The sequence below is a fragment of the Brachybacterium sp. genome, assembly GCF_036379615.1.
GTDB lineage: Bacteria > Actinomycetota > Actinomycetes > Actinomycetales > Dermabacteraceae > Brachybacterium.
The window spans coordinates 1-20481 of the sequence record NZ_DASVGJ010000068.1 but is presented as its reverse complement, the minus strand read 5'-3'; the positions used below and the strand labels follow the sequence as shown (position 1 = coordinate 20481).

General features: G+C 70.6%; 19 protein-coding genes. 15 read left to right on the top strand and 4 right to left on the bottom strand.

Annotation, left to right across the window (positions count from 1 at the left end; all coding sequences use genetic code 11):
* Positions 1-2: 2 nt before the first annotated feature.
* From rplO to VF289_RS15000, 12 genes are all read left to right on the top strand, one after another.
* Positions 3-470, top strand: coding sequence for a 50S ribosomal protein L15 (gene rplO, locus VF289_RS15055; RefSeq protein WP_330884725.1), 468 nt, complete (start codon positions 3-5; stop codon positions 468-470).
* A gap of 165 nt (positions 471-635) precedes the next feature.
* Positions 636-1940, top strand: coding sequence for a preprotein translocase subunit SecY (gene secY, locus VF289_RS15050; protein WP_330884724.1), 1305 nt, complete (start codon positions 636-638; stop codon positions 1938-1940).
* Positions 1937-2548, top strand: coding sequence for an adenylate kinase (locus tag VF289_RS15045; protein WP_330884723.1), 612 nt, complete (start codon positions 1937-1939; stop codon positions 2546-2548). Before secY ends, VF289_RS15045 begins: the two co-directional genes overlap by 4 nt.
* Positions 2545-3393, top strand: coding sequence for a type I methionyl aminopeptidase (map, locus tag VF289_RS15040; protein ID WP_330884722.1), 849 nt, complete (start codon positions 2545-2547; stop codon positions 3391-3393). The genes VF289_RS15045 and map overlap by 4 nt, the downstream gene beginning before the upstream one ends.
* A 342-nt stretch (positions 3394-3735) precedes the next feature.
* On the top strand, positions 3736-3957 hold the full coding sequence (gene infA, locus VF289_RS15035; protein WP_330884721.1) for a translation initiation factor IF-1: 222 nt from the start codon (positions 3736-3738) through the stop codon (positions 3955-3957).
* A gap of 22 nt (positions 3958-3979) precedes the next feature.
* Positions 3980-4093: a 50S ribosomal protein L36 gene (gene rpmJ, locus VF289_RS15030; RefSeq protein WP_010532506.1), complete on the top strand. Its 114-nt coding sequence runs from the start codon at positions 3980-3982 to the stop codon at positions 4091-4093.
* A gap of 222 nt (positions 4094-4315) precedes the next feature.
* Positions 4316-4690 carry a 30S ribosomal protein S13 gene (gene rpsM / locus VF289_RS15025; protein WP_330884720.1) on the top strand — a complete coding sequence of 125 codons (375 nt, stop codon included), beginning with the start codon at positions 4316-4318 and terminating at the stop codon, positions 4688-4690.
* Between the two features lie 112 nt (positions 4691-4802).
* Complete coding sequence (rpsK, locus tag VF289_RS15020) at positions 4803-5207, top strand: 30S ribosomal protein S11 (protein ID WP_062947608.1); 405 nt, start codon at positions 4803-4805, stop codon at positions 5205-5207.
* A gap of 153 nt (positions 5208-5360) precedes the next feature.
* Positions 5361-6356, top strand: a complete 996-nt coding sequence (locus VF289_RS15015) for a DNA-directed RNA polymerase subunit alpha (protein WP_330884719.1) — start codon at positions 5361-5363, stop codon at positions 6354-6356.
* A 27-nt stretch (positions 6357-6383) separates the two neighbouring features.
* Positions 6384-7043 (top strand): 50S ribosomal protein L17, encoded by a 660-nt coding sequence (gene rplQ / locus VF289_RS15010; protein WP_330884718.1) that lies wholly within the window; start codon positions 6384-6386, stop codon positions 7041-7043.
* Positions 7044-7324: 281 nt separating this feature from the next.
* On the top strand, positions 7325-9391 hold the full coding sequence (locus VF289_RS15005) for an S-layer homology domain-containing protein (protein WP_330884717.1): 2067 nt from the start codon (positions 7325-7327) through the stop codon (positions 9389-9391).
* A gap of 7 nt (positions 9392-9398) precedes the next feature.
* Complete coding sequence (locus VF289_RS15000; protein WP_330884716.1) at positions 9399-10520, top strand: polysaccharide pyruvyl transferase family protein; 1122 nt, start codon at positions 9399-9401, stop codon at positions 10518-10520.
* Positions 10521-10560: 40 nt separating this feature from the next.
* On the opposite strand, the gene purL is transcribed toward VF289_RS15000, so the two are convergent.
* The 3 genes from purL to VF289_RS14985 all read right to left on the bottom strand — a co-directional run bounded on the left by purL (position 10561) and on the right by VF289_RS14985 (position 15898).
* Complete coding sequence (purL, locus tag VF289_RS14995) at positions 10561-12897, bottom strand: phosphoribosylformylglycinamidine synthase subunit PurL (RefSeq protein ID WP_330884715.1); 2337 nt, start codon at positions 12895-12897, stop codon at positions 10561-10563.
* A 161-nt stretch (positions 12898-13058) separates the two neighbouring features.
* Positions 13059-15227: an acyl-CoA dehydrogenase gene (locus VF289_RS14990; protein ID WP_330884714.1), complete on the bottom strand. Its 2169-nt coding sequence runs from the start codon at positions 15225-15227 to the stop codon at positions 13059-13061.
* On the bottom strand, positions 15224-15898 hold the full coding sequence (locus tag VF289_RS14985; protein WP_330884713.1) for a TetR/AcrR family transcriptional regulator: 675 nt from the start codon (positions 15896-15898) through the stop codon (positions 15224-15226). Before VF289_RS14985 ends, VF289_RS14990 begins: the two co-directional genes overlap by 4 nt.
* Positions 15899-16015: 117 nt before the next feature.
* Between VF289_RS14985 and VF289_RS14980 the strand changes: the two genes are divergently transcribed.
* The 3 genes from VF289_RS14980 to VF289_RS14970 all read left to right on the top strand — a co-directional run bounded on the left by VF289_RS14980 (position 16016) and on the right by VF289_RS14970 (position 19758).
* Complete coding sequence (locus VF289_RS14980; protein WP_330884712.1) at positions 16016-17338, top strand: acetyl-CoA C-acetyltransferase; 1323 nt, start codon at positions 16016-16018, stop codon at positions 17336-17338.
* Positions 17339-17401: 63 nt separating this feature from the next.
* Entirely contained in the window at positions 17402-18742 is a 1341-nt protein-coding gene (locus VF289_RS14975) for a 3-oxoacyl-ACP reductase (RefSeq protein WP_330884711.1), read from the top strand.
* Positions 18739-19758 (top strand): MaoC/PaaZ C-terminal domain-containing protein, encoded by a 1020-nt coding sequence (locus tag VF289_RS14970; protein WP_330884710.1) that lies wholly within the window; start codon positions 18739-18741, stop codon positions 19756-19758. Before VF289_RS14975 ends, VF289_RS14970 begins: the two co-directional genes overlap by 4 nt.
* A 3-nt stretch (positions 19759-19761) precedes the next feature.
* On the opposite strand, the gene VF289_RS14965 is transcribed toward VF289_RS14970, so the two are convergent.
* A partial coding sequence (locus tag VF289_RS14965) for a nucleoside hydrolase (RefSeq protein WP_330884709.1) occupies positions 19762-20481 on the bottom strand: 720 nt, incomplete at its 5' end.

Genomic DNA, 20481 nt, shown 5'->3' with positions numbered 1-20481 from the left:
CCATGAACACTGAAGACCAGAACACAGCATCGCCGTTGAAGCTTCACGACCTGCGCCCCGCGCCGGGTTCCAAGACCGCACGCACCCGCGTCGGTCGTGGTGAGGCCTCCAAGGGCAAGACCGCCGGTCGCGGTACCAAGGGCACCAAGGCCCGGTACCAGGTGCCGGCGCTGTTCGAGGGCGGGCAGGTGCCGCTGCACATGCGGCTGCCGAAGCTCCGCGGCTTCACGAACCCCTTCCGCGTCGAGTACCAGGTCGTGAACCTGGCGACCCTGCAGGAGCTGTTCCCCGAGGGCGGCACCGTCACGGTCGAGGATCTCGTCGCCAAGGGTGCGGTGCGCAAGAACCAGCCCGTCAAGGTGCTCGGTTCCGGCGAGGTGAGCGTCAAGCTCGAGATCACCGCCCAGAAGTTCTCCGCCTCGGCGGAGCAGAAGATCGCGGCGGCTGGCGGGTCCGTCACCACCGCGTGAGTTTCTTTTGACGGGGCACCGTGGCGCAGAATACTCTGCACCGCGGTGCCCTGTCGCCATATCCGGCGTCATCTCGGGGCCGGTCCGATGGCCGCGCACATCCCGCGGCACCGGGACATATCGTGCCACCCTGGTCCCGTCCCCGGACCTTCAGGAGGGAAACAGGTGAACTCGTTCGTGCGCGCGCTGCGCACTCCCGAGCTGAGGGCGAAGATCTTCTTCACGCTCGGTCTGGTCGCCGTCTATCGCCTTGGCGTCTTCATCCCCACCCCGGGATTCGACGCCACGAACGTGATGATGTGCGCGGACCAAGCGGCCTCGGCCGGGGGATCCAACGTCCTGGGCATGGTCAACATGTTCTCCGGCGGTGCCCTGCTGCAGCTGTCCATCTTCGCCCTCGGCGTGATGCCCTACATCACCGCCTCGATCATCGTGCAGCTGCTGCGCGTGGTGATCCCGCGCTTCGAGGCCCTCCACAAGGAGGGAGCCTCCGGCACCGCGAAGCTCACCCAGTACACCCGGTACCTCACCATCGGTCTGGGCGTGCTGCAGTCGACCACCATCATCACGCTGGTGCGCTCGGGCAACTTCTTCGTCGGGTGCAACCTCGAGCTGGTCCCGGACCAGTCGATCCCGGTGCTCCTGACCATGGTCATGACCATGACCGTCGGCACCGTGCTGATCATGTTCATGGGCGAGATGATCACCGAGCGTGGTGTCGGCAACGGCATGTCGCTGATGATCTTCGCCTCCATCGCCGCGGCCTTCCCCGCATCCTTCGGCCAGGTCTTCGAGATGCAGGGATGGCTCACCTTCTCCCTGGTGATCCTGCTCGCCCTGGCGATCATGGTGGGCATGGTGTTCGTCGAGCAGGCACAGCGACGGATCCCCGTCCAGTACGCCAAGCGCATGGTGGGCCGCCGCATGTACGGCGGGACCTCGACCTACATCCCGGTGAAGGTCAACCAGGCTGGCGTCATCCCCGTCATCTTCGCCGCGTCGATCCTGGCGCTGCCGCAGATGGCCACCTCCTTCGGCGACCCGACGGCCCCCTGGGTGCAGTGGGTGAACGCGCACCTGGTGATGGGCATCTCCTTCTCCTGGATCTACGCCGTCGTCTACGTGGCCCTGATCGTCTTCTTCGCGTTCTTCTACACCTCGATCACCTTCAATGCGGAGGAGATCGCGGACAACATGAAGAAGTACGGCGGCTTCGTCCCCAACGTCCGCGCCGGCCGGCCCACCGAGCGCTACCTGCGCTACGTGATCAACCGGATCCAGTCCGCCGGCGCGGTGTATCTCGCGGTGATCTGCCTGATCCCGCTGATCGCACTCGTCTATCTCGGAACCTCGCAGGACTTCCCGCTCGGCGGCGTCTCCCTGCTGATCATCATCGGCGTCGGGCTCGACACCGTGAAGCAGATCGATGCGAAGCTCCAGCAGCACCACTACGAAGGGATCCTCCGGTGACCACCCCCTCCACCGACACCTCCGCCAGCACCAGCTCCTCGCGCCGCCTGCTGATCGTGGGCCCGCCCGGAGCGGGCAAGGGCACCCAGGCCGAGCGCGTCGCCGAGGAGCTGTCCATCCCGGCGATCTCGACCGGTGACATCTTCCGGGCGAACGTCGCCGGGGAGACCGAGCTCGGAGTTCTCGCGAAGTCCTACATGGACAAGGGCGAGTACGTCCCTGACTCCGTCACCAATGACATGGTCCGCTCGCGGCTCGGCGAGGCCGACGCCCAGGACGGCTTCCTGCTGGATGGCTACCCCCGGACCCTCGACCAGGTCGAGGCGCTCGACGGCATGCTCTCCGAGCTCGGCACCGGACTCGACGCCGTGCTCCTGCTCGTGGTCGAGACCGAGGAGGTCGTGGACCGACTCGTCGAGCGCGGCAAGGAGCAGGGCCGCAGCGATGACACCGAGGAGACGATCCGTCACCGTCTCGACGTCTACGCGGAGCAGACCGCTCCGCTGATCGACGTCTACGAGAAGCGCGGCCTGGTGCGCCGGGTCGACGGCATGGCCTCGATCGACGAGGTCACGGTCGCACTGCGCGAGGCCCTCGCCGGCCGATGAGCATCCTGCCCGAGCGCGTGGAGCTGAAGACTCCCGAGCAGATCCTGGTGATGCGGCGCAGCGGGAAGCTGCTGCACCGCGTCCACGACATGCTCGCGCAGAGCATCCGCCCCGGAGTCACCACGGACCAGCTGGACACGCTCGCGCACGACATGATCCGGGACGAGGGCGCCACGCCCAACTTCCTGGGCTACCAGGGGTATCCCGCCACCCTGTGCATCAGCGTCAACGACGTCGTGGTCCACGGGATCCCCGGCGACCGCCCCCTGGTCGAGGGGGACATCGTCTCCATCGACGGCGGCCTGATCATCGATGGCTGGCACTCGGACGCCGCCCGCACCCATGTGGTCGGCGAGCCCCGCTCCGTCGCCGATGCCGAGCTGGTCCGCATCACCGAGGGTGCGCTGTGGGCCGGCATCGCCGCACTCGCCTCCGCCGAGCGGGTGGGGGAGATCGGGGCCGCGATCGAGGACTACGTCGCCGAGGAGGCGGGGGAGTCCCTCTCGCACCTCGAGGGCTTCGGCGGGCACGGCATCGGCTCCGCGATGCACCAGGCGCCCGACGTCATGAACTACCGCACCCGGGCCCGTGGACCCAAGCTGCGGCCCGGGATGTGCCTGGCGATCGAGCCGATGCTGATCCATGGGCCGGGCAACTGGGAGCTCGAGGACGATGACTGGACGGTGCGCGCCACCGCGGGCGGCCGTGCCGCCCATGCCGAGCACTCGGTCGCCGTGACCGAGCACGGCCTGCTGGTCCTCACCGCCGGCGACGGCGGGGCCGCCGAGCTCGCGCTGCGGGGGATCACCGCCGCCCCGGATCCCCTGGCCGACATCGACGGCTGACTCGCGGTCACGGCGCCGTGACCGCGACATGACGTGACTGTGACATGACGTGACTGTGACGTGAGCGGCGTCATCGTCCCCAGCTCTCGCCGGATCCGGGTCGCGCGTGTAGGCTGGTCCATCGGGTGTGCTCCGTGCGCATCGTCCCCTCGCAGGTCGTGCAGTCCCGTCGCGCCGACAGGTCGACCGGCTCCGCCGAGTCGTCCAGCGAGGCCGACGAGACGTCGAGGCATCACCCGAGTCGACCACCGCACCGTCACCTGACGGTCGGTGAGCACGACCTGAGCAATCAGGAATGCGGAACTCGGCCCCGGGCAGCCGGAGGCGAGAGATTGGGGAGGCATGGCGAAGAAGGACGGCGTGATCGAGGTCGAAGGCGTGGTCACGGAGGCGCTCGCGAACGCGCGGTTCCGGGTGACGCTCGACAACGGGCACATGGTGCTCGCGCACATCTCCGGGAAGATGCGCCAGCACTACATCCGCATCCTTCCCGAGGACCGCGTGGTCGTCGAGCTGAGCCCCTACGACCTCGACCGGGGCCGCATCGTGTACCGCTACAAGTGATCGTCCCGGGAGAAGGAAAGCAATGAAGGTCAAGCCGAGCGTCAAGCCGATCTGTGACAACTGCAAGGTGATCCGTCGCCACTCGCGCGTCATGGTCATCTGCTCGAACCCCCGTCACAAGCAGCGCCAGGGCTGATCCACGGGGCCCTGTGCCCCGCAGCCACGCGTTGCCGTGACCGCCGCATCATGCGGCACCGCCCCTCTGGGGCACCGCCCGCCCCGCGGGCACCACACAAGAGAAGAGACGACTCCACCGGCATCAGCCGGTCACCCGCAGTCCGGAGGCTGCGGCGTCCCGGGAACAGACCCGTGGACGAGGGATCGTCTCAGGCCTCCGAGACAGTAGGAGAATCTGCACATGGCACGTCTGGTGGGAGTGGACCTTCCGCGCGAGAAGCGCCTCGAAGTCGCCCTGACGTACATCTTCGGCATGGGCCGCACGCGCGCCCTGGAGACCCTGGCCGCGACCGGCGTCTCGGGCGATCTGCGCGTCCGCGAGGTCAGCGACGAGGACCTGGTCAAGATGCGCGATCACATCGAAGAGAACTACATGATCGAGGGTGACCTGCGCCGCGAGGTCGCCGCGGACATCCGTCGCAAGGTCGAGATCGGCAGCTACCAGGGCCTGCGCCACCGTCGCGGTCTGCCCGTGCACGGTCAGCGCACCAAGACCAACGCGCGCACCCGCAAGGGTCCGAAGCGCACGGTCGCCGGCAAGAAGAAGGCTCGCTGATCAGCGCACACCGCTGATCGGCCGCCAGGCTCCGTCCCCGAGGGAGCCCGCAGTCACTTCGCGCCGCTGAGGGATCCGGCGCACCCCACATCCACCAGAGGAGTTCTGCCGAATGGCAACCAAGACCCGTCAGGCCGCCGCGCGCAAGCCGCGCCGCAAGGACAAGAAGAACATCGTCAACGGCCAGGCCCACATCAAGAGCACGTTCAACAACACGATCGTGTCCATCACGGATCCGACCGGTGCCGTCATCTCCTGGGCCTCCGCCGGCCAGGTCGGCTTCAAGGGCTCGCGCAAGTCGACCCCCTACGCCGCGCAGATGGCCGCCGAGGCCGCTGCCCGCCAGGCGCAGGAGCACGGCATGAAGAAGGTCGACGTCTTCGTCAAGGGCCCGGGCTCCGGCCGCGAGACCGCGATCCGCTCGCTCACCGCGACCGGCCTCGAGGTCGGCTCGATCCAGGACGTCACCCCGCAGCCGCACAACGGCACCCGCCCGGCCAAGCGCCGCCGCGTCTGACCTCATCGGTCGGGGCGGAGCCCCTGTGCTCCGCCCCGACCGAGGCGTGCCGTGCGGCAGTCCCGCGCCCGGCACCCTGGACACCACCCACCTTCTAGGCCCACCGCCCCCTTCTGAGCGTCATATGGCGGACGCTCGCGGAAAGGATCCACAGTGCTCATTGCACAGCGCCCCACGCTGACCGAAGAGGTCGTGTCGGAGAACCGCTCCCGGTTCGTCATCGAGCCGCTCGAGCCGGGCTTCGGCTACACCCTCGGCAACTCCCTGCGTCGCACGCTGCTGTCCTCCATCCCCGGTGCCGCGGTCACGTCGATCCGCATCGACGGGGTGCTGCACGAGTTCAGCACCGTCCCCGGCGTCAAGGAGGACATCACCGAGGTCATCCTCAACGTCAAGAACCTCGTCGTCTCCTCGGAGAACGACGAGCCCGTCGTGATGTACCTGCGTCGTGAGGAAGCCGGTCGCGTCACCGCCGCCGACATCACCCCGCCGGCCGGCGTGGAGATCCACAACCCCGACCTGCACATCGCGACCCTGAACGAGAAGGGCCGTCTGGAGATCGAGCTGATCGTCGAGCGCGGTCGCGGCTACGTCTCCGCCGCGCAGAACAAGGGCGTCGACGGAGAGATCGGCCGGGTCCCGGTCGACTCGATCTACTCGCCCGTGCTCAAGGTGACCTACAAGGTCGAGGCGACCCGTGTCGAGCAGCGCACCGACTTCGACAAGCTGATCGTCGACGTCGAGTCCAAGCCCGCCATCAGCCCCCGTGACGCGGTGGCCTCGGCAGGCAAGACGCTCGTCGAGCTGTTCGGGCTGGCCCATGAGCTGAACCAGGAGGCGGAGGGCATCGAGATCGGCCCCTCGCCCACGGATCAGGCGCTGGCCGCCGATCTGGCGCTGCCGATCAACGACCTCAACCTCACGGTCCGGTCGTACAACTGCCTGATGCGCGAGGGTGTCCACACCGTCGGCGAGCTGACCGCCCGTTCCGAGGCCGATCTGCTCGACATCCGCAACTTCGGCCAGAAGTCCATCGACGAGGTCAAGGCGAAGCTCGCCGACCTCGGGCTGTCGCTGAAGGATTCCCCGGCCGGATTCGATCCGTCGGCCCTGGACTCCTACTCCGACGACTTCGGCGACCAGTACTGACCTTTATTTTCTTCAAGGAGAACGACCATGCCTGCACCCACCAAGGGCGCGCGGCTCGGCGGATCCCCCGCGCATGAGCGGATGATCCTCGCCAGCCTCGCCACCGAGCTCTTCCGTCACAAGGCCATCACCACCACGGAGACGAAGGCCAAGCGCCTGCGCCCCCACGCCGAGCGCCTCATCACGCAGGCGAAGAAGGGTGATCTCGCCTCTCGTCGCCGGGTCATGCAGACCGTGCGTGACAAGGGCGTCGTCTACACGCTGTTCGAGGAGATCGCCCCGACCTTCTCGGAGCGTCCCGGCGGCTACACCCGCATCACCAAGGTGGCACCCCGTCGCGGCGACAACGCCCCGATGGCCGTCATCGAGCTGGTCACCGAGGAGTACTCCCCGAAGCAGGCCGTGGTGAAGGAGGCCGAGGGCGCCGCCAAGAACGCGTCCACGGCCGATGACGCCGCCGCTGCCGAGGAGAGCACCGCGCCCTACGGCGAGGACTCCTACAAGGGCGAGACCCCGCCCGAGGGCTTCGACATCAAGGGCAACGAGGACTCGATGAAGTTCCACACCCCGGAGTCGCCCTGGTACGACCGCACCGTCGCCGAGGTCTGGTTCCGCACCGCCGAGGCTGCGGAGGCTGCCGGCTTCGTCAACGCGAAGCCTGCCGCCGATGAGGCCGACGAGGCCTGATCCGCACTGTGCCGTGAGCATGCTCGCGGCGGAGGTCCGGGCGCGCACGCGCTCTGACCTCAACATTCACGACACCGCCGAGGGCGGGTCCCGGGAAGTCCGCTTCCGGGGGCCCGCCCTCGGCGATGTCATCGACGCCTCTGATCCGTGACCATGCTGAAACGTTCTGCAGGAGGGGCGGTGGGTAAGGTGGGCGCGGGGAGAGCGCGCTCACGGCCGTACGAACCATCGGTCCGGCGCCGTCCCCGGTCGATGCACCCCCCACTGTTCGGAGCTCTCCCATGTCGCAGCGGCACCTTCCCCCGGCCCGCCCCGGTCGTGACGCCGAGTCGTCCTCGCTCTCCCGGCGCGCGCTGTTCGCCACCACCGCACTCGGCGTCCCCTTGGCCGTCACCGCGGTGGCCACGGCACCCGCGATCGCCGACCCGTCGGTCACCGATGGGGATACGCGCATCGTCGACCTCCCCCTGGCGGAGGCACCGGATCGTGACGTCGACGGCGTCGGCACGGTGCGCGTGCTCACGGGCCCCGCGACGATGGTCGGGGCGACCTGGACAGGCGAAGCGCCCCAGCAGCTGCGGGCACGCGGCCTCTCCCAGAGCGACGGCACCTGGGGCCAGTGGTACGACCTCGATGTCGAGGAGGAGCTCGTCGCCGCCGAGGCGGGAGGCACCGATGCGCAGTCCGGAGCCGAGGAGGCCGGTGCGGGACGCCCCTCCGCCGAGCCGGTCTGGCTGGGTGCCGTGGACGAGATCGAGGTCCTCGCCGTGAGCGATGGGACGGACGTCTCCGAGCATCTCACCGCGCATGTGCTGACCACGTCCCCGACCGATGCGGACACGAGCACCGACACGGGCGTGCAGCGCTTCAGCACCAGTGCGAGCAGCACCCTCGCCCTCGGTCCCGGTGCTCCCTCCGTCATCTCCCGTGCCTCCTGGGGTGCGAACGAGTCCTGGACCGGCAGCACCCGGGGAGCGGACGAGCTCAAGTCCGTCGTGCTCCACCACACCGCCGGGAGCAACGGCTACAGCCGGGCCAGCTCACCGCAGCTGGTGCGCGGGATCCTCGCGTACCACACGCAGACCCTCGGCTGGGCGGACATCGGCTACAACGTGCTGGTGGACCGCTTCGGACAGGTCTTCGAAGGTCGTAAGGGCGGGCTGCACCGCCACATCATCGGTGCCCATGCGCTCGGCTTCAACACGGGCAGCTTCGGCATCTCCGTGATGGGAGACCACCAGAGCACGGCGGCCAGCACCGCAGCACAGACCGCGGTGATGGAGGTCGCGGCGTGGAAGCTGCTGTCGGCCTTCCGCACGAATGCGGACGAGACCGACTCCTGGACGGTGGGCACCGACGGCACCCGCTGGTCGCGCGGCACCGTGACCCGTCAGCGACGGTTCTTCGGACATCGCGATGTGAACTACACCAGCTGCCCCGGCAACTCCCTCTACTCCCGGATGGCGGATCTCCGCTGGGGGATCAACACCCGCATCGATGGCGGGTGGCGCAACCACTACGAGGCCTTCCGCGCGGGCGGGGGCACGGACCGGCTCGGCACCGTCACCCACGCCGCGCGCACCGAGGGCTCCCACACCGTCACCCGGCTCACCGACGGCATCGTCGTCTCCGGCAGCGGGCTGGATGCCCGGGGGCGGGCGACGACCGCCTCGTTCCTGGCGAACTGGTCCAGCGCATGGGGCCGCCCCAGGGCCCACTTCCGCCAGGACGGCGACCGATATGTGCAGGCCTTCGACAAGGGCGTCGCGGTCCGGGAGGACGGCCGGAACCGCTTCGTCACCCCGTCGTTCCGTGACGTCCCGCCGACGAACGCGTTCTTCCTGGAGATCGGTGCGCTCGCCGAGCGCGGGATCACCACGGGCTGGCCCGACAACACCTTCCGTCCGTTCCGGAACTGCCGGCGCGACGAGATGATCGCGTTCCTCTACCGTGCCATGGGGGAGCCGGCCTACACCGCGCCGGGCACCTCGCCCTTCCGCGACGTGGCCACGAGCGCGTCGTTCTACGCCGAGATCGCCTGGGCCGAGGAGGAGGGGTACACCGACGGCTGGCCGGACGGCACCTTCCGTCCGGGGAACACCACCCGCCGTGATCAGGTGGCCGCCTTCTTCTACCGCGCCGCCGGGTCCCCGTCGGTCCCGGGCGGGTCCACCGGGTTCTCGGACGTGCCCACGAGCCATGTCTTCGCGGAGCCGATCCGCTGGATGTCCCGGACGGGGATCTCCCGTGGCTGGGCGGACGGCACCTTCCGCCCGACCGCCCCGGTGACCAGGGAGCAGATCGCTGCGTTCTTCATGCGCTGGCTCGACGTGACCGGGAGGCTCTGAGCTCACCGTGCCAGATCGTCGACGCCGCCGGGGGCGCTCCCGCGAACGCATCCACCTGGTCTCCTGGGCAGGGTTCCCCAACTACGGGGACGAGCTGATCACCGCTCGCTGGCTGCGGTTCCTCGCCCGCCGCAGACCCCATGCCGAGGTCTGGCTCGACACCCGCTTCCCGGGGATGACCTCGGCGCTGTTCGGCGGCATGCATCCGGGCCTGGTGGCGACCGATGCCGTCTTCCGCACCCTGGATGCGGCGCTCCATCACGAGAGCAGGCCCGTCGGCGATCTGGTGCGGGAGCTCGGGTCCCCGCACTTCGACCTGCTGCTGGAGGAGCTCCACCAGGCAGACACCCTGCACGTGCTGGGCGGCGGGTGGCAGAACGCCCGCTGGGCGGAGAACTCGTGGGTGCTGGATGCCCTGCGAGCCGTCGCAGAGGTCTCCGGGGCGCGGCTGCTGGCCACCGGCCAAGGACTGATGCCGGCGGGCCCGGCGTCCTTCGAGGGCTTCGGGCACGTCTCGGTGCGGGATGCGCCGAGCGCGGAGCTGCTCGGGATCCCGCGCGGCTATGACGATGCCTATCTCACCGGCAGCATCCCCCCGAGGCGACCTCGTCCGCGCCCCGGAGAGGTGGAGGAGGTGGTGCTGTGCATCCAGGACGACCTCCAGGACGAGGGCGCCTTCGATCGCAACATCGCCTACGCCCGGGAGGCCGTGCGCACCCTGGGCATCCCGCGGGAGCGGGTGCGGTATGTGGAGGCGATCCCCGGGACCGATCATCCGGGCTACGCGGCCCTCGCCGACCTGGTGGCGGAGGACGGCTTCGTCCCCTTCGCCGGCATGTGGCGCCACGGCTTGGAGATGGGCCCTCACCAGCTGTGGATCAGCACGCGCTTCCACCATCACCTGGTCGCCTCGTTGCACGGCGCCCGGGGTGTGGCGCTGGTGGGGGACACCGGGTACTACGACATCAAGCACCGCTCGATCGCCGAGCTCGGGTCACGATGGACGGTCACCGCCGCCGAGGAGCGCACCCTCGGGACGCTGCGGTCCCAGCGGGCCCCTGGCCGTTTCCGTCGGCCCGTCGCGGCGAAGCTGGCCGAGGCGCGCGCCCTGTATCCCGGCAAGGGCTGAGGGGCTGCGGCCGGGGCGAGAACCCGCCCCGGCCCGCACATCAGCCGAAGTAGCGCGGCAGGGTGCCTTCGCGCAGCTCCCGCAGCTCGCCCACGGTGAAGGAGCCCACGCCCTCGACATCCAGGGCATGGCCGCCGGTGGTGCCCAGGCGCAGCACGGGGACGCCGTGCTCGGCGGCCAGTGCCGTCAGCCGCTCCTCCTGCGCCGCCGGGACGGAGACCAGCGCACGCGCCTGGGATTCGGAGAACAGGGCGGTGAACAGGTCCCCGCCGTCCCGCTCGAGCACTCTCGCGAGATCCACCTGTGCGCCGATCCCGAAGCGGGTGACCGACTCGACCAGTGCCTGGGCGAGGCCGCCCTCGGAGAGGTCGTGGGCCGCCGAGCCCAGGCCCTGCTCGGCCGAGGCGATCAGCACCCGCGCCAGCGAGCGCTCGGCCTCGAGGTCGACCTGCGGCGGCAGACCGCCCAGGTGCTGATGGGCGACGTCGGCCCAGGCGGAGCCCGAGAGCTCTTCACGGGTGGTGCCCAGCAGCAGCACCGAGTCGCCCTCGGCCTGCCAGCCCGAGGGCACCCGGCGAGCGACGTCCTCGAACACGCCGAGCACGCCGACCACCGGGGTGGGGTGGATCGCGGAGTCGATCAGACCGGGCTCGCCGGTGGAGTTGTACAGGGAGACGTTGCCTCCGGTGACGGGGACCTCGAGGGCCTCACAGGCCTCGGCGAGCCCGCCGATCGCTTCGACCAGCTGCCACATGGGTCCCGGATCCTCGGGCGAGCCGAAGTTCAGGCAGTCCGTGATCGCCAGCGGCACCGCACCGGAGGTGGCGACGTTGCGGTAGGCCTCGGCCAGCGCCAGCTGGGCGCCGGTGCGCGGATCGAGCTTGGTGTACCGGCCGTTCGCGTCGGTCGCCAGGGCGACGCCGCGTCCGGTGGTCTCGTCGATCCGGAGCACGCCGGCGTCGTCGGGCATCGCCAGCGCCGTGTTCCCGCCCACGTAGCGGTCGTACTGGTCGGTGATCCAGCCCGTGGAGGCCAGGTTCGGGGAGGCGATCAGGGTGCGGAGCGTCGCGGCGAGCTCCTCGGCGGTCCCGGGCCGGGGGAGTGCCTCGGCGGCGTCCGCCTGCAGGGCGTCCTGCCAGTCGGGGCGTGCGTAGGGGCGGTCGTAGACCGGGCTGTCGATCGCGACCGTCGCCGGATCAACGTCCACGATGCGGTGGCCGTGATGGTCGATGGTGAGGCGGCCGTCGCCGGTGACCTCGCCGATCACCGCGGCCTCGACGTCCCACTTCGCGGCGATCGCCTGGAACTCCGTGAGCTTCTCAGGGCTCACGATGGCCATCATGCGCTCCTGGGACTCGCTCATCAGGATCTCGCCGGCGTTCAGGCTCGGGTCGCGCAGCAGCACCTCCTCGAGGTGGATGTGCATGCCGGAGCCGCCGTTGGCGGCCAGCTCGCTGGTGGCGCAGGAGATGCCGGCCGCACCGAGGTCCTGGATGCCGGCGACGGTGCCGGCGGCGTACAGCTCGAGGCAGCACTCGATGAGCACCTTCTCCATGAAGGGGTCGCCCACCTGGACGCTCGGGCGCTTGACGGGGCCGTCCTCCTCGAAGGTCTCCGAGGCGAGGATCGAGGCGCCGCCGATGCCGTCGCCGCCGGTGCGCGCACCGAACAGCACCACCTTGTTGCCGGCGCCGGTGGCCGCGCCGAGGCGGATGTCCTCATGACGCATCACGCCCATGGCGAGGGCATTGACCAGGGGGTTGGTCTGGTACGCGGAGTCGAAGACGGTCTCGCCGCCGATGTTCGGCAGGCCGAGGGAGTTGCCATACCCGCCCACACCGGAGACCACCCCGTGGACCACGCGCGCGGTGTCGGGATGGTCGATCGCGCCGAAGCGCAGCTGATCCATCACGGCCACGGGGCGGGCGCCCATGGAGATGATGTCCCGCACGATGCCGCCGACGCCGGTGGCCGCACCCTGATAGGGCTCCACGTAGGAGGGGTGGTTGTGGGACTCGACCTTGAAGGTCACCGCCCAGCCGTCGCCGATGTCGACCACGCCGGCGTCCTCGCCCATGCCCACCAGCAGCTTCTCGCGCATCCTCTCGGTGGTGTGCGTGCCGAAGGTGCGCAGGTGCTTCTTGGAGGACTTGTAGGAGCAGTGCTCCGACCACATCACCGAGTACATGGCCAGCTCCGCGGTGGTGGGGCGGCGGCCCAGGAGCTCGCGGATGTTCTCGTACTCGTCCTCCTTGAGCCCGAGCTCGGCGAAGGGCTGCGCCTGGTCCGGGGTGGAGACGGCGTGCTCGACCGTGTCGACGTCCCCGGCCGGGGAGGTCCGGCGGTCCGGGGTGGAGAGGGCGTTCTCAGCGGTCATCGCGGGTTCGGGTCCGTTCGTCACGAGGGCTGGGGGAGCGGCGGGGCCGATGGGCCCGGCGCGGTCCTCCCAGTCTACGAGCGCGACGGACGGCAGGGCGCGCCGGTGCGTCTGTTGAGACCGACGCGGCTCCGCGCCGGCGGACCGCGTCGGACTCCGGTTCAGCGCTTCCCGGCGCTCCTCGCCGCCGTGCGGCGGGCCTTCTTCTCACGGTCGCGCAGCACCTTCTCGCTGACCGGGGCGTCGTTGCTGGCCCGCTGTGCACGGAAGTAGGCGGCCGCCTCGTCCTGCCGCTCCTGCTCACCGCCCAGGGCGATCGGAGCCCGTACGTGGCCGGGGCGCACGTCGAAGGCCGCGACCAGGTCGAGCACGTGCGGGCGCAGCCGCCACAGCAGCCGGCGCAGGTCGTTCTCGATCTGTCGGCCGCGCTGGGTGGAGATCATGCCGCTGAGCAGGAACCAGGCCAGGTCGTCGTTGATCGCGGTGAGCCCGAAGAGGTCGCGCACGTCGGTGAGCACGGCGCGAGAGCCCTCGTCGGTCAGCGCCTCGATGCCGGCCGTGAAGGCTCGCCAGCGGACCAGGTCGGCATGGGCGCGAGCCGCCTCCAGCATCTCCACCTGGTGCTTGTTGACCTCGGCGGCGGCGTCGGCCGGACTCATCCTCGCGGCGCCGCGCAGGGCGAGCGCGACCTCCTCGACCTTGATCCGCGCACGGTCGGCGAGCATCTCCTCCTGGAACTCCGACTGGCGCATCGAGTCGAAGGCGCGCCGGGAGTTGCCGAGGTCGCTCACGCTCTGGCCGAGGCGCGCCCACGGGGTGTGCCGCTTGGCGAGCACCTCGGCCCGCTGGGCGATGAAGCGGCCGATCCCGGCGCGATCCACGTTCTTGAGCTCGGAGGTGTAGTCCGAGAGCAGGCGCTTGGCGACCAGCTGCAGCAGGACGGTGTTGTCGCCCTCGAAGGTCGTGTACACGTCGAGGTCCTGGTGCAGGCCCACCAGCTGGTTCTCCGCCATGAACCCGGAGCCGCCACAGGCCTCGCGGCACTCCTGGATCGTGTCCATCGCCAACCGGGTGGAGGTGGGCTTGAGGGTCGCGGCGAGGGTCTCGAGATCCTCGCGGGACTCGGGATCCTCCTCCCGCCCGGAGAAGACGTCGTCGAAGGCCAGCAGCAGCTGCTCGTGCGCGAAGGCGCCGGCATAGGTCGCGGCGAGCTTGGGCAGCAGGCGGTGCAGATGCGCCTGGTAGTCCATCAGCACCGTCTCCTGGGTGGGATCGGCGGCGCTGAACTGCCGGCGCTGGGTGGCGTAGGTGATCGCGATGTGCAGGGCGAGCTGGCTGGCGCGGATCGCGGAGCCGTCCAGCGAGACGCGGCCCTGCACGAGCGTGCCGAGCATGGTGAAGAAGCGCCGTCCGGGGGACTCGATGGGGGAGGTGTAGGTGCCGTCGGGGGCGACGTCGCCGTAGCGGTTCAGCAGGTTGGTGCGGGGGATGCGCACGTGATCGAAGGCGAGGCGGCCGTTGTCGATGCCGTTGAGCCCACCCTTCTCGCCGTCGTCCTCGCTCGCCACGCCCGGCAGCAGCTGGCCCTCGTCGTCGCGCACGGGCACGTAGAAGCAGTGCACTCCGTGGTCCACGCCGTTCGTGATCAGGCGGGCGAAGAGGGTCGCGGCCTTCGCGTGGATCGCGGCGTTGCCGAGGAAGTCCTTCCAGGCGGCGCGGAAGGGGGTGTGGATGACCCACTCCTGCGTGGCCGCGTCATAGGTGGCGGTGGTCGCGAGCGACTGCACATCGGAGCCGTGACCGATCTCGGTCATGGCGAAGGCACCGGGGGTGGTCAGGTCCATCGCATCGGGCACCCAGGCGCGCTGCTGCTCCTCGTTGCCCAGCTGGATGATCGCGGAGGTGTACAGACCCCACTGCACCCCGGCCTTGATCTGCAGGGAGGGGTCGGCGACGACCAGCTCCTCGAAGCTGGCGACATTGCCGCCGTTGTCATTGGGGCCGCCGAGGTGCTCGGGGAGCATCAGGCGGGAGACGTCCTCCGCGGCGAGCTGCTGGAGCTGTGCGAAGACCCGCTCGCGGTGCTCGGCGACGGTGGCGTCGAGCGGGCGGTGCAGCTCCGGGCGGGCAGCGCGCTCTCGGGCGGCGCGACGGGCGCCGGCCCACTTCCCCAGCAGCGCTTCGGAGACCTGTGCGACGTCGAGACGGGGGTCGCCGCCCGGGGGGATCGGGATCGGACCGGTGGGATTCGCGGTGGTGGGCACGTCGGTGGCGTCCGAGGTGTCCGTGGCGGCGGTCGAGGTGTGGGCGGTGCGGGATTCGGTGGTCATGCGTGCAGTCCCTTCATGAGCCAGGTGACCAGATGGGTCACGAGCTGATCGGAGGTGAGTGAGGTGGTGGGCATTGCTGACGAGGCGGAGTCGCCGGTGTCGGCTGTGGGACCGGTGCCGGCTGTGCCGTCGGCGCCCTCATGGCCGGTCATCCAGACGTCGACGGCGCGCTCGACGAAGCCGACGGAGCCGTGGGCCCAGACCTGCGGCGCCGGGATCTCGGCGGGCAGGAAGGTGGTGACCAGCCGGGAGACCGAGGAGAGGAAGTGGTTCAGCCCGTCGCTGGGACGGGTGACGAAGCGATACACCCCGGGGGAGCGTTGGGCGGTCTCGACGTAGGCGCGGATCATCGCGTGGATCCGTTCGTCGGGCTCGGGCTCGCGGCCCACGCGGGACTCGAGGGCGCGCATCTCCTCCAGCAGCTTGCCGTGCATGGTGGACAGGATGCTGCGCCCCAGGGCGCGCTGCAGCTGCGCCTTGTCCTCGAAGTAGCGGTAGACGATGGACTTGGAGGTGCCGGAGGCCGCGGCGATGTCCTCCATGGTCACGTCGGGGCCTCGCTCGTGGATGAGGTGCCGGGCCACGTCGAGCAGCTCGGCACGTCTCTCTTCCCGGTGGCGGGCCCAGCGGGCTGATCGGCCGTCCACGGGGGCTTGCGTCGTCGCGTTCACAGAACCTAGGGTATCAAGTACCGTCGGTCCTATGTAAAGTGTTCCGGAGAAGTCGCGCCGGAGCGCTCCGGCCCGCGATCGTCCGCAGCGACCAGTGACCACGAAGAGGTGCACCCAGTGACCCAGAACGACTTCCCGCGCGACGCCCTGATCCTCGGCGGCAACCGGATCCCCTTCGCCCGCTCCGGCGGCCCCTACGCCGGCATCTCCAACCAGGACATGCTCACCGCCGCGCTCGACGGCCTCGTGGCCCGCTACGGGCTGCAGGGGGAGAAGCTCGGCGAGATCGCCGGTGGTGCCGTGCTGAAGCTCGCCGGGGACCTCAACCTCACCCGCGAGAGCGCGCTCGGCACCCCGCTGGACCCGTGCACGCCCACGATCGACATGTCCAAGGCCTGCGCCACCAGCCTCGAGACCGTGGTCCACGTGTCCAACCGGATCCAGCTGGGCCAGATCGACTCCGGCATCGCCTGCGGCGTGGACTCCGCCTCGGACTCCCCGATCGAGGTCACCCCGCGACTGCGTCGGATCCTCCACCGCGCCTTCGCCGCGAAGACCGCGATGCAGCGGGTCAAGGCGCTCTCGGCGATCCGTCCCGCGGATCTCGCGCCGGTCCCGCCCCGCAACGGGGAGCCCCGCACCGGGCTGTCGATGGGCGAGCACCAGGCCCAGACCACCGCCCAGTGGGGGATCACCCGCGAGGCCCAGGACGAGCTGGCGCTGGCCTCCCACCAGAAGCTCGCCGCAGCGTTCGATGCCGGCTTCTTCGACGACCTGGTCACCGGCTACCGCGGACTCTCCCGCGACCAGAACCTGCGCCCCGACTCCACGCTCGAGAAGCTCGGCTCTCTGAAGCCCGTGTTCGGCGTGAAGTCCCCGCAGGTCACCGAGCCGAGCATGACCGCCGGCAACTCCACCCCGCTCTCCGACGGCGCCTCCTCGGTGCTGATGGGCAGCGAGGAGTGGGCGGCCGAGCACGGGCTCACCCCGTTGGCGCGCGTGGTCGACACCCGCAGTGCGGCCGTCGACTTCGTGCACGGCGAGGAGGGCCTGCTGATGGCCCCGGCCTATGCGGTGCCCGAGCTGCTGGACGCCAACGGCCTGGCCCTGCAGGACCTCGACTTCTACGAGATCCACGAGGCCTTCGCCTCCACGGTGCTGACCACCCTGAAGGCCTGGGAGTCCGACGAGTTCTGCCGGGAGCGGCTGGGCCGCGGCGGGGCGCTGGGCAGCATCGACCGCTCCAAGCTCAACGTCGCCGGCTCCTCCCTCGCCGCCGGCCACCCCTTCGCCGCCACCGGCGGCCGGCTGGTCGCCACCCTCGCCAAGCTCCTGCACGAGCGGGCGAAGGAGACCGGGATCGTCCAGCGCGGTCTGATCTCTGTCTGCGCCGCCGCCGGGCAGGGCACCGTGGTGCTGCTCGAGTCCGTCACCGACTGAGCCCGTACGGGCCCGTCCGCGCCGTCCTCGACCGCACTTCGCACTCCTGACCCGGAGGTTCCCATGACTGATACCTACACCCGCTTCATCCGCTCCGCTCCCGGCGGGGCCCTGGCCAAGCAGCTGGGACTGCCCCGACCCTCGAAGCTCCTGCGCCGCGCGGACCGTCCCGCACCGGTGCTCGGGCCGGTCGTGGTGCTCGGCGACTCCGCCGGCGCCGACCGGATCGCCCACCTGCTCCTGGAGGAGGGGGCCGACGTGCGTCGCCGCTTCGAGGAGCTGCGGCGCGTCGGCTCGGTGGTCGTCGTGCTCGACGAGATCACCGCTCCCGCGGACCTCAGCCCGCTCGTGATGCCGCTGGCCGGGGCGATGCGCACGCTCGCGCCCGGCGCGCGGGTGGTGACGATCTCCCGCCCGGCGGGGGAGGCGGACCCGGCCCGTGCCGCCGCCCGGGGCGGGGTCGAGGGATTCCTGCGCTCCCTCGCCCACGAGATGCGCGGCGGAGCGACCGCCAACGGGATCCTGATCGAGGACGGCGTCGCCCTCGACGCCCCGGCCGCGCTCGGAGCGCTGCGCTTCTTCCTCTCCGCCCGCAGCGCCTTCATCACCGGGCAGTTCCTCACCGCCTCCTCGACGGCCGGCAGCGAGACCGAGAACCCCTCGCTGCCGCTCGCGGGACGCACCGCCCTGGTCACCGGGGCGGCCCGCGGGATCGGCGCAGCGATCGCCCGCACCCTCGCGGCCGACGGCGCGAAGCTCGTGGTGCTGGACGTCCCCGGCGCCGGCACCGAGCTGTCCCGCCTCGCCAACGAGCTGCGCGCGGTCCCGATCCAGCTCGACGTCACCTCGCAGGGGGCGGGGGAGCGTCTGGTCGCCTTCCTCCGCGAGCGGGGCCTGACCCTGGACGCGGTGGTGCTCAACGCCGGCATCACCCGGGACAAGCTGCTGGCCAACATGACCCCGGACCGCTGGGATCCGGTGCTGGCGGTGAACATCACCAGCCAGATCACGCTCACCGAGGCGCTGATCGAGGCCGGTGACGTGTTCGGCGCCCAGCCGCGCGTTGTGTCGCTGGCCTCCACCAGCGGCATCGCCGGCAACCGCGGGCAGACCAACTACGCCGCCTCCAAGGCAGGGGTCATCGCCTTCGTCGACGCGCTCGCCGCGCGGCTCGAGGCGCTCGGCGGCACGGCCAATGCGGTCGCCCCCGGGTTCATCGAGACCGAGATGACCGCCAAGATGCCGGCCCTGACCCGCGAGGTCGCCCGTCGGGTGAACTCCCTCCAGCAGGGCGGACTGCCGGTCGACGTCGCCGAGGCGATCGCCTTCCTGTGCTCCGCCGAGGCGGGCGGCATCCGCGGGGAGACCCTGCGCGTGTGCGGCCAGAACATGGTGGGCAAGTGAGCGCCCGGCGCGCGCCCGGCCAGGTCGCAGAGGAGATCCGAGACCTCGCCGATGTCCCGTCGTTCCCCGCGATCTACGCCGCGGCACTCGACCCGCGATCCGGTCGGGGAGCGAGCAGGAGCGGTGGCCCGCAGCTGCCCACGATCGCCTACCGCGTGCGGAAGGTGCGGATCGACGCCGAGCGGGCCCGCGACTTCGACCACCTGATGGGAGGTCCGGCCACGGATCTCGTCCACCCGGGGGTGCTCCACGTGCTCGCCTTCCCGCTCTCCCTCGCGCTCATGGCGCGTCGGGACTTCCCCTTCGCGCTGCTGGGGCTCGTGCACCTGCGCAACCAGGTGCTCCAGCACCGCCCGGTGCAGGTCGGCGAGCTGGTCGACGTCGAATGCCGGGTGCGGGATCTGCTCCCGCACCGCAAGGGCCGCACCTTCGAGGCCGTCTCGACGATCCTCGGCGAGGACGGCGAGATCATCGCCACCGATGTGTCCACCTACCTGGTGCGCGGCGGATCCGGGACGAGTTCGGATCCCGCACCGGCCGCGCCCTCGGGGACCGCACCCTCGGCCGGTGCATCTGCCGGTGACCCGACCGGAGACCCGACCGCAGGCTCGGGCGGCCGAGGACCCTCGGAGCGTCGGGAGTTCGAGCCGCCGCGACCCACGGCGCGCTGGTCGCTCGGAGCGGACATCGGCCGACGCTATGCGGCGGTCTCGGGGGACGTGAACCCGATCCATCTCTCCGCCGTCTCGGCGAAGGCCTTCGGGTTCCCGCGCGCGATCGCCCACGGGATGTACACCGCCTCGCGGGCATTCACCGAGTCCCGGGTGGACCTCTCCCGGCCGCTGCGCTGGGACGTCACCTTCGACGCCCCGGTCACACTGCCGGGCACGGTCCTCGTCTCCTACCAGGACGATGCGGCAGGCGGCGCTGTGGCCTGCACCGGCTGGCGCGCCGGACGCGGCGACAAGGGCCCTCACCGATGCTTCACCGTGGAGGTCACGACGCTGGAGGCATGACGGTCAGCGGCCGGAGGGGCGGGCCAGCCCGGCGTGGAGGGTCTGCAGCAGATGCTCCACGAACTTCTCCGGCCGCACGTCGGTGAGCACCTCGACGTTCGGGACCCTGCCCCAGCGGCCCAGCTCGTCGCCGACGGTCTGGCCGCGAGTCAGGGTGCCCACCAGCTCCACGTCCACCGCGAGCGGGCGGGTGCGTGCGAAGTCGCCGGTGACCGCGTGCGCGGCGACCAGCGGATCATGGACGTGCGCCATCCAGCCGAATCCGTCGGCCTGATGGAACTCGAAGTAGAAGCGCAGCGCATCGACCAGGATCTGCGCGACCGGGTGCTGGGTGGTCGCGGCCAGCTCGCGGAAGCTCTCCAGGGTGTCCTCGGTGAAGCGCACCCCCTCGGTCGCCTCGAGCGCGCCGAGCACCGGCCGCTGCGGCGCCCCGGTGAAGGCGGCGAGCACCCGCAGGGCCGCCTCGGGATCCACGGCGATGTTCCACTCGCTGGTAGGGCCGGTGTTGCCGCGATGATTGATTGCCCCACCCATGATGTGCAGGCGCTTCAGCAGCCGGGGCAGCTCGGGCTCGATCTCGAGGGCGAGGGCGAGGTTCGTGTGCGGGCCGAGCACGAGACCCACCAGCTCGCCGGGTCGTTCGCGGGCGAGGTCCACCCACAGCTGCGCACCGCTGCGGGGGTCCCCGGCGCGGGTCGGCTCGGGCACGCTCGCGTGGCCGAG

Excerpts from the sequence above, each read along its gene's own strand:
- rplQ (WP_330884718.1), top strand. The coding sequence starts at position 6,384 with ATGCCTGCACCCACCAAGGGCGCGCGGCTCGGCGGATCCCCCGCGCAT.
- VF289_RS14990 (WP_330884714.1), bottom strand. The coding sequence starts at position 15,227 with ATGACCACCGAATCCCGCACCGCCCACACCTCGACCGCCGCCACGGAC.
- rpsK (WP_062947608.1), top strand. The coding sequence starts at position 4,803 with ATGGCAACCAAGACCCGTCAGGCCGCCGCGCGCAAGCCGCGCCGCAAG.
- VF289_RS14975 (WP_330884711.1), top strand. The coding sequence starts at position 17,402 with ATGACTGATACCTACACCCGCTTCATCCGCTCCGCTCCCGGCGGGGCC.
- purL (WP_330884715.1), bottom strand. The coding sequence starts at position 12,897 with ATGACCGCTGAGAACGCCCTCTCCACCCCGGACCGCCGGACCTCCCCG.
- rplO (WP_330884725.1), top strand. The coding sequence starts at position 3 with ATGAACACTGAAGACCAGAACACAGCATCGCCGTTGAAGCTTCACGAC.
- VF289_RS15005 (WP_330884717.1), top strand. The coding sequence starts at position 7,325 with ATGTCGCAGCGGCACCTTCCCCCGGCCCGCCCCGGTCGTGACGCCGAG.
- rpmJ (WP_010532506.1), top strand. The coding sequence starts at position 3,980 with ATGAAGGTCAAGCCGAGCGTCAAGCCGATCTGTGACAACTGCAAGGTG.
- infA (WP_330884721.1), top strand. The coding sequence starts at position 3,736 with ATGGCGAAGAAGGACGGCGTGATCGAGGTCGAAGGCGTGGTCACGGAG.
- map (WP_330884722.1), top strand. The coding sequence starts at position 2,545 with ATGAGCATCCTGCCCGAGCGCGTGGAGCTGAAGACTCCCGAGCAGATC.
- rpsM (WP_330884720.1), top strand. The coding sequence starts at position 4,316 with ATGGCACGTCTGGTGGGAGTGGACCTTCCGCGCGAGAAGCGCCTCGAA.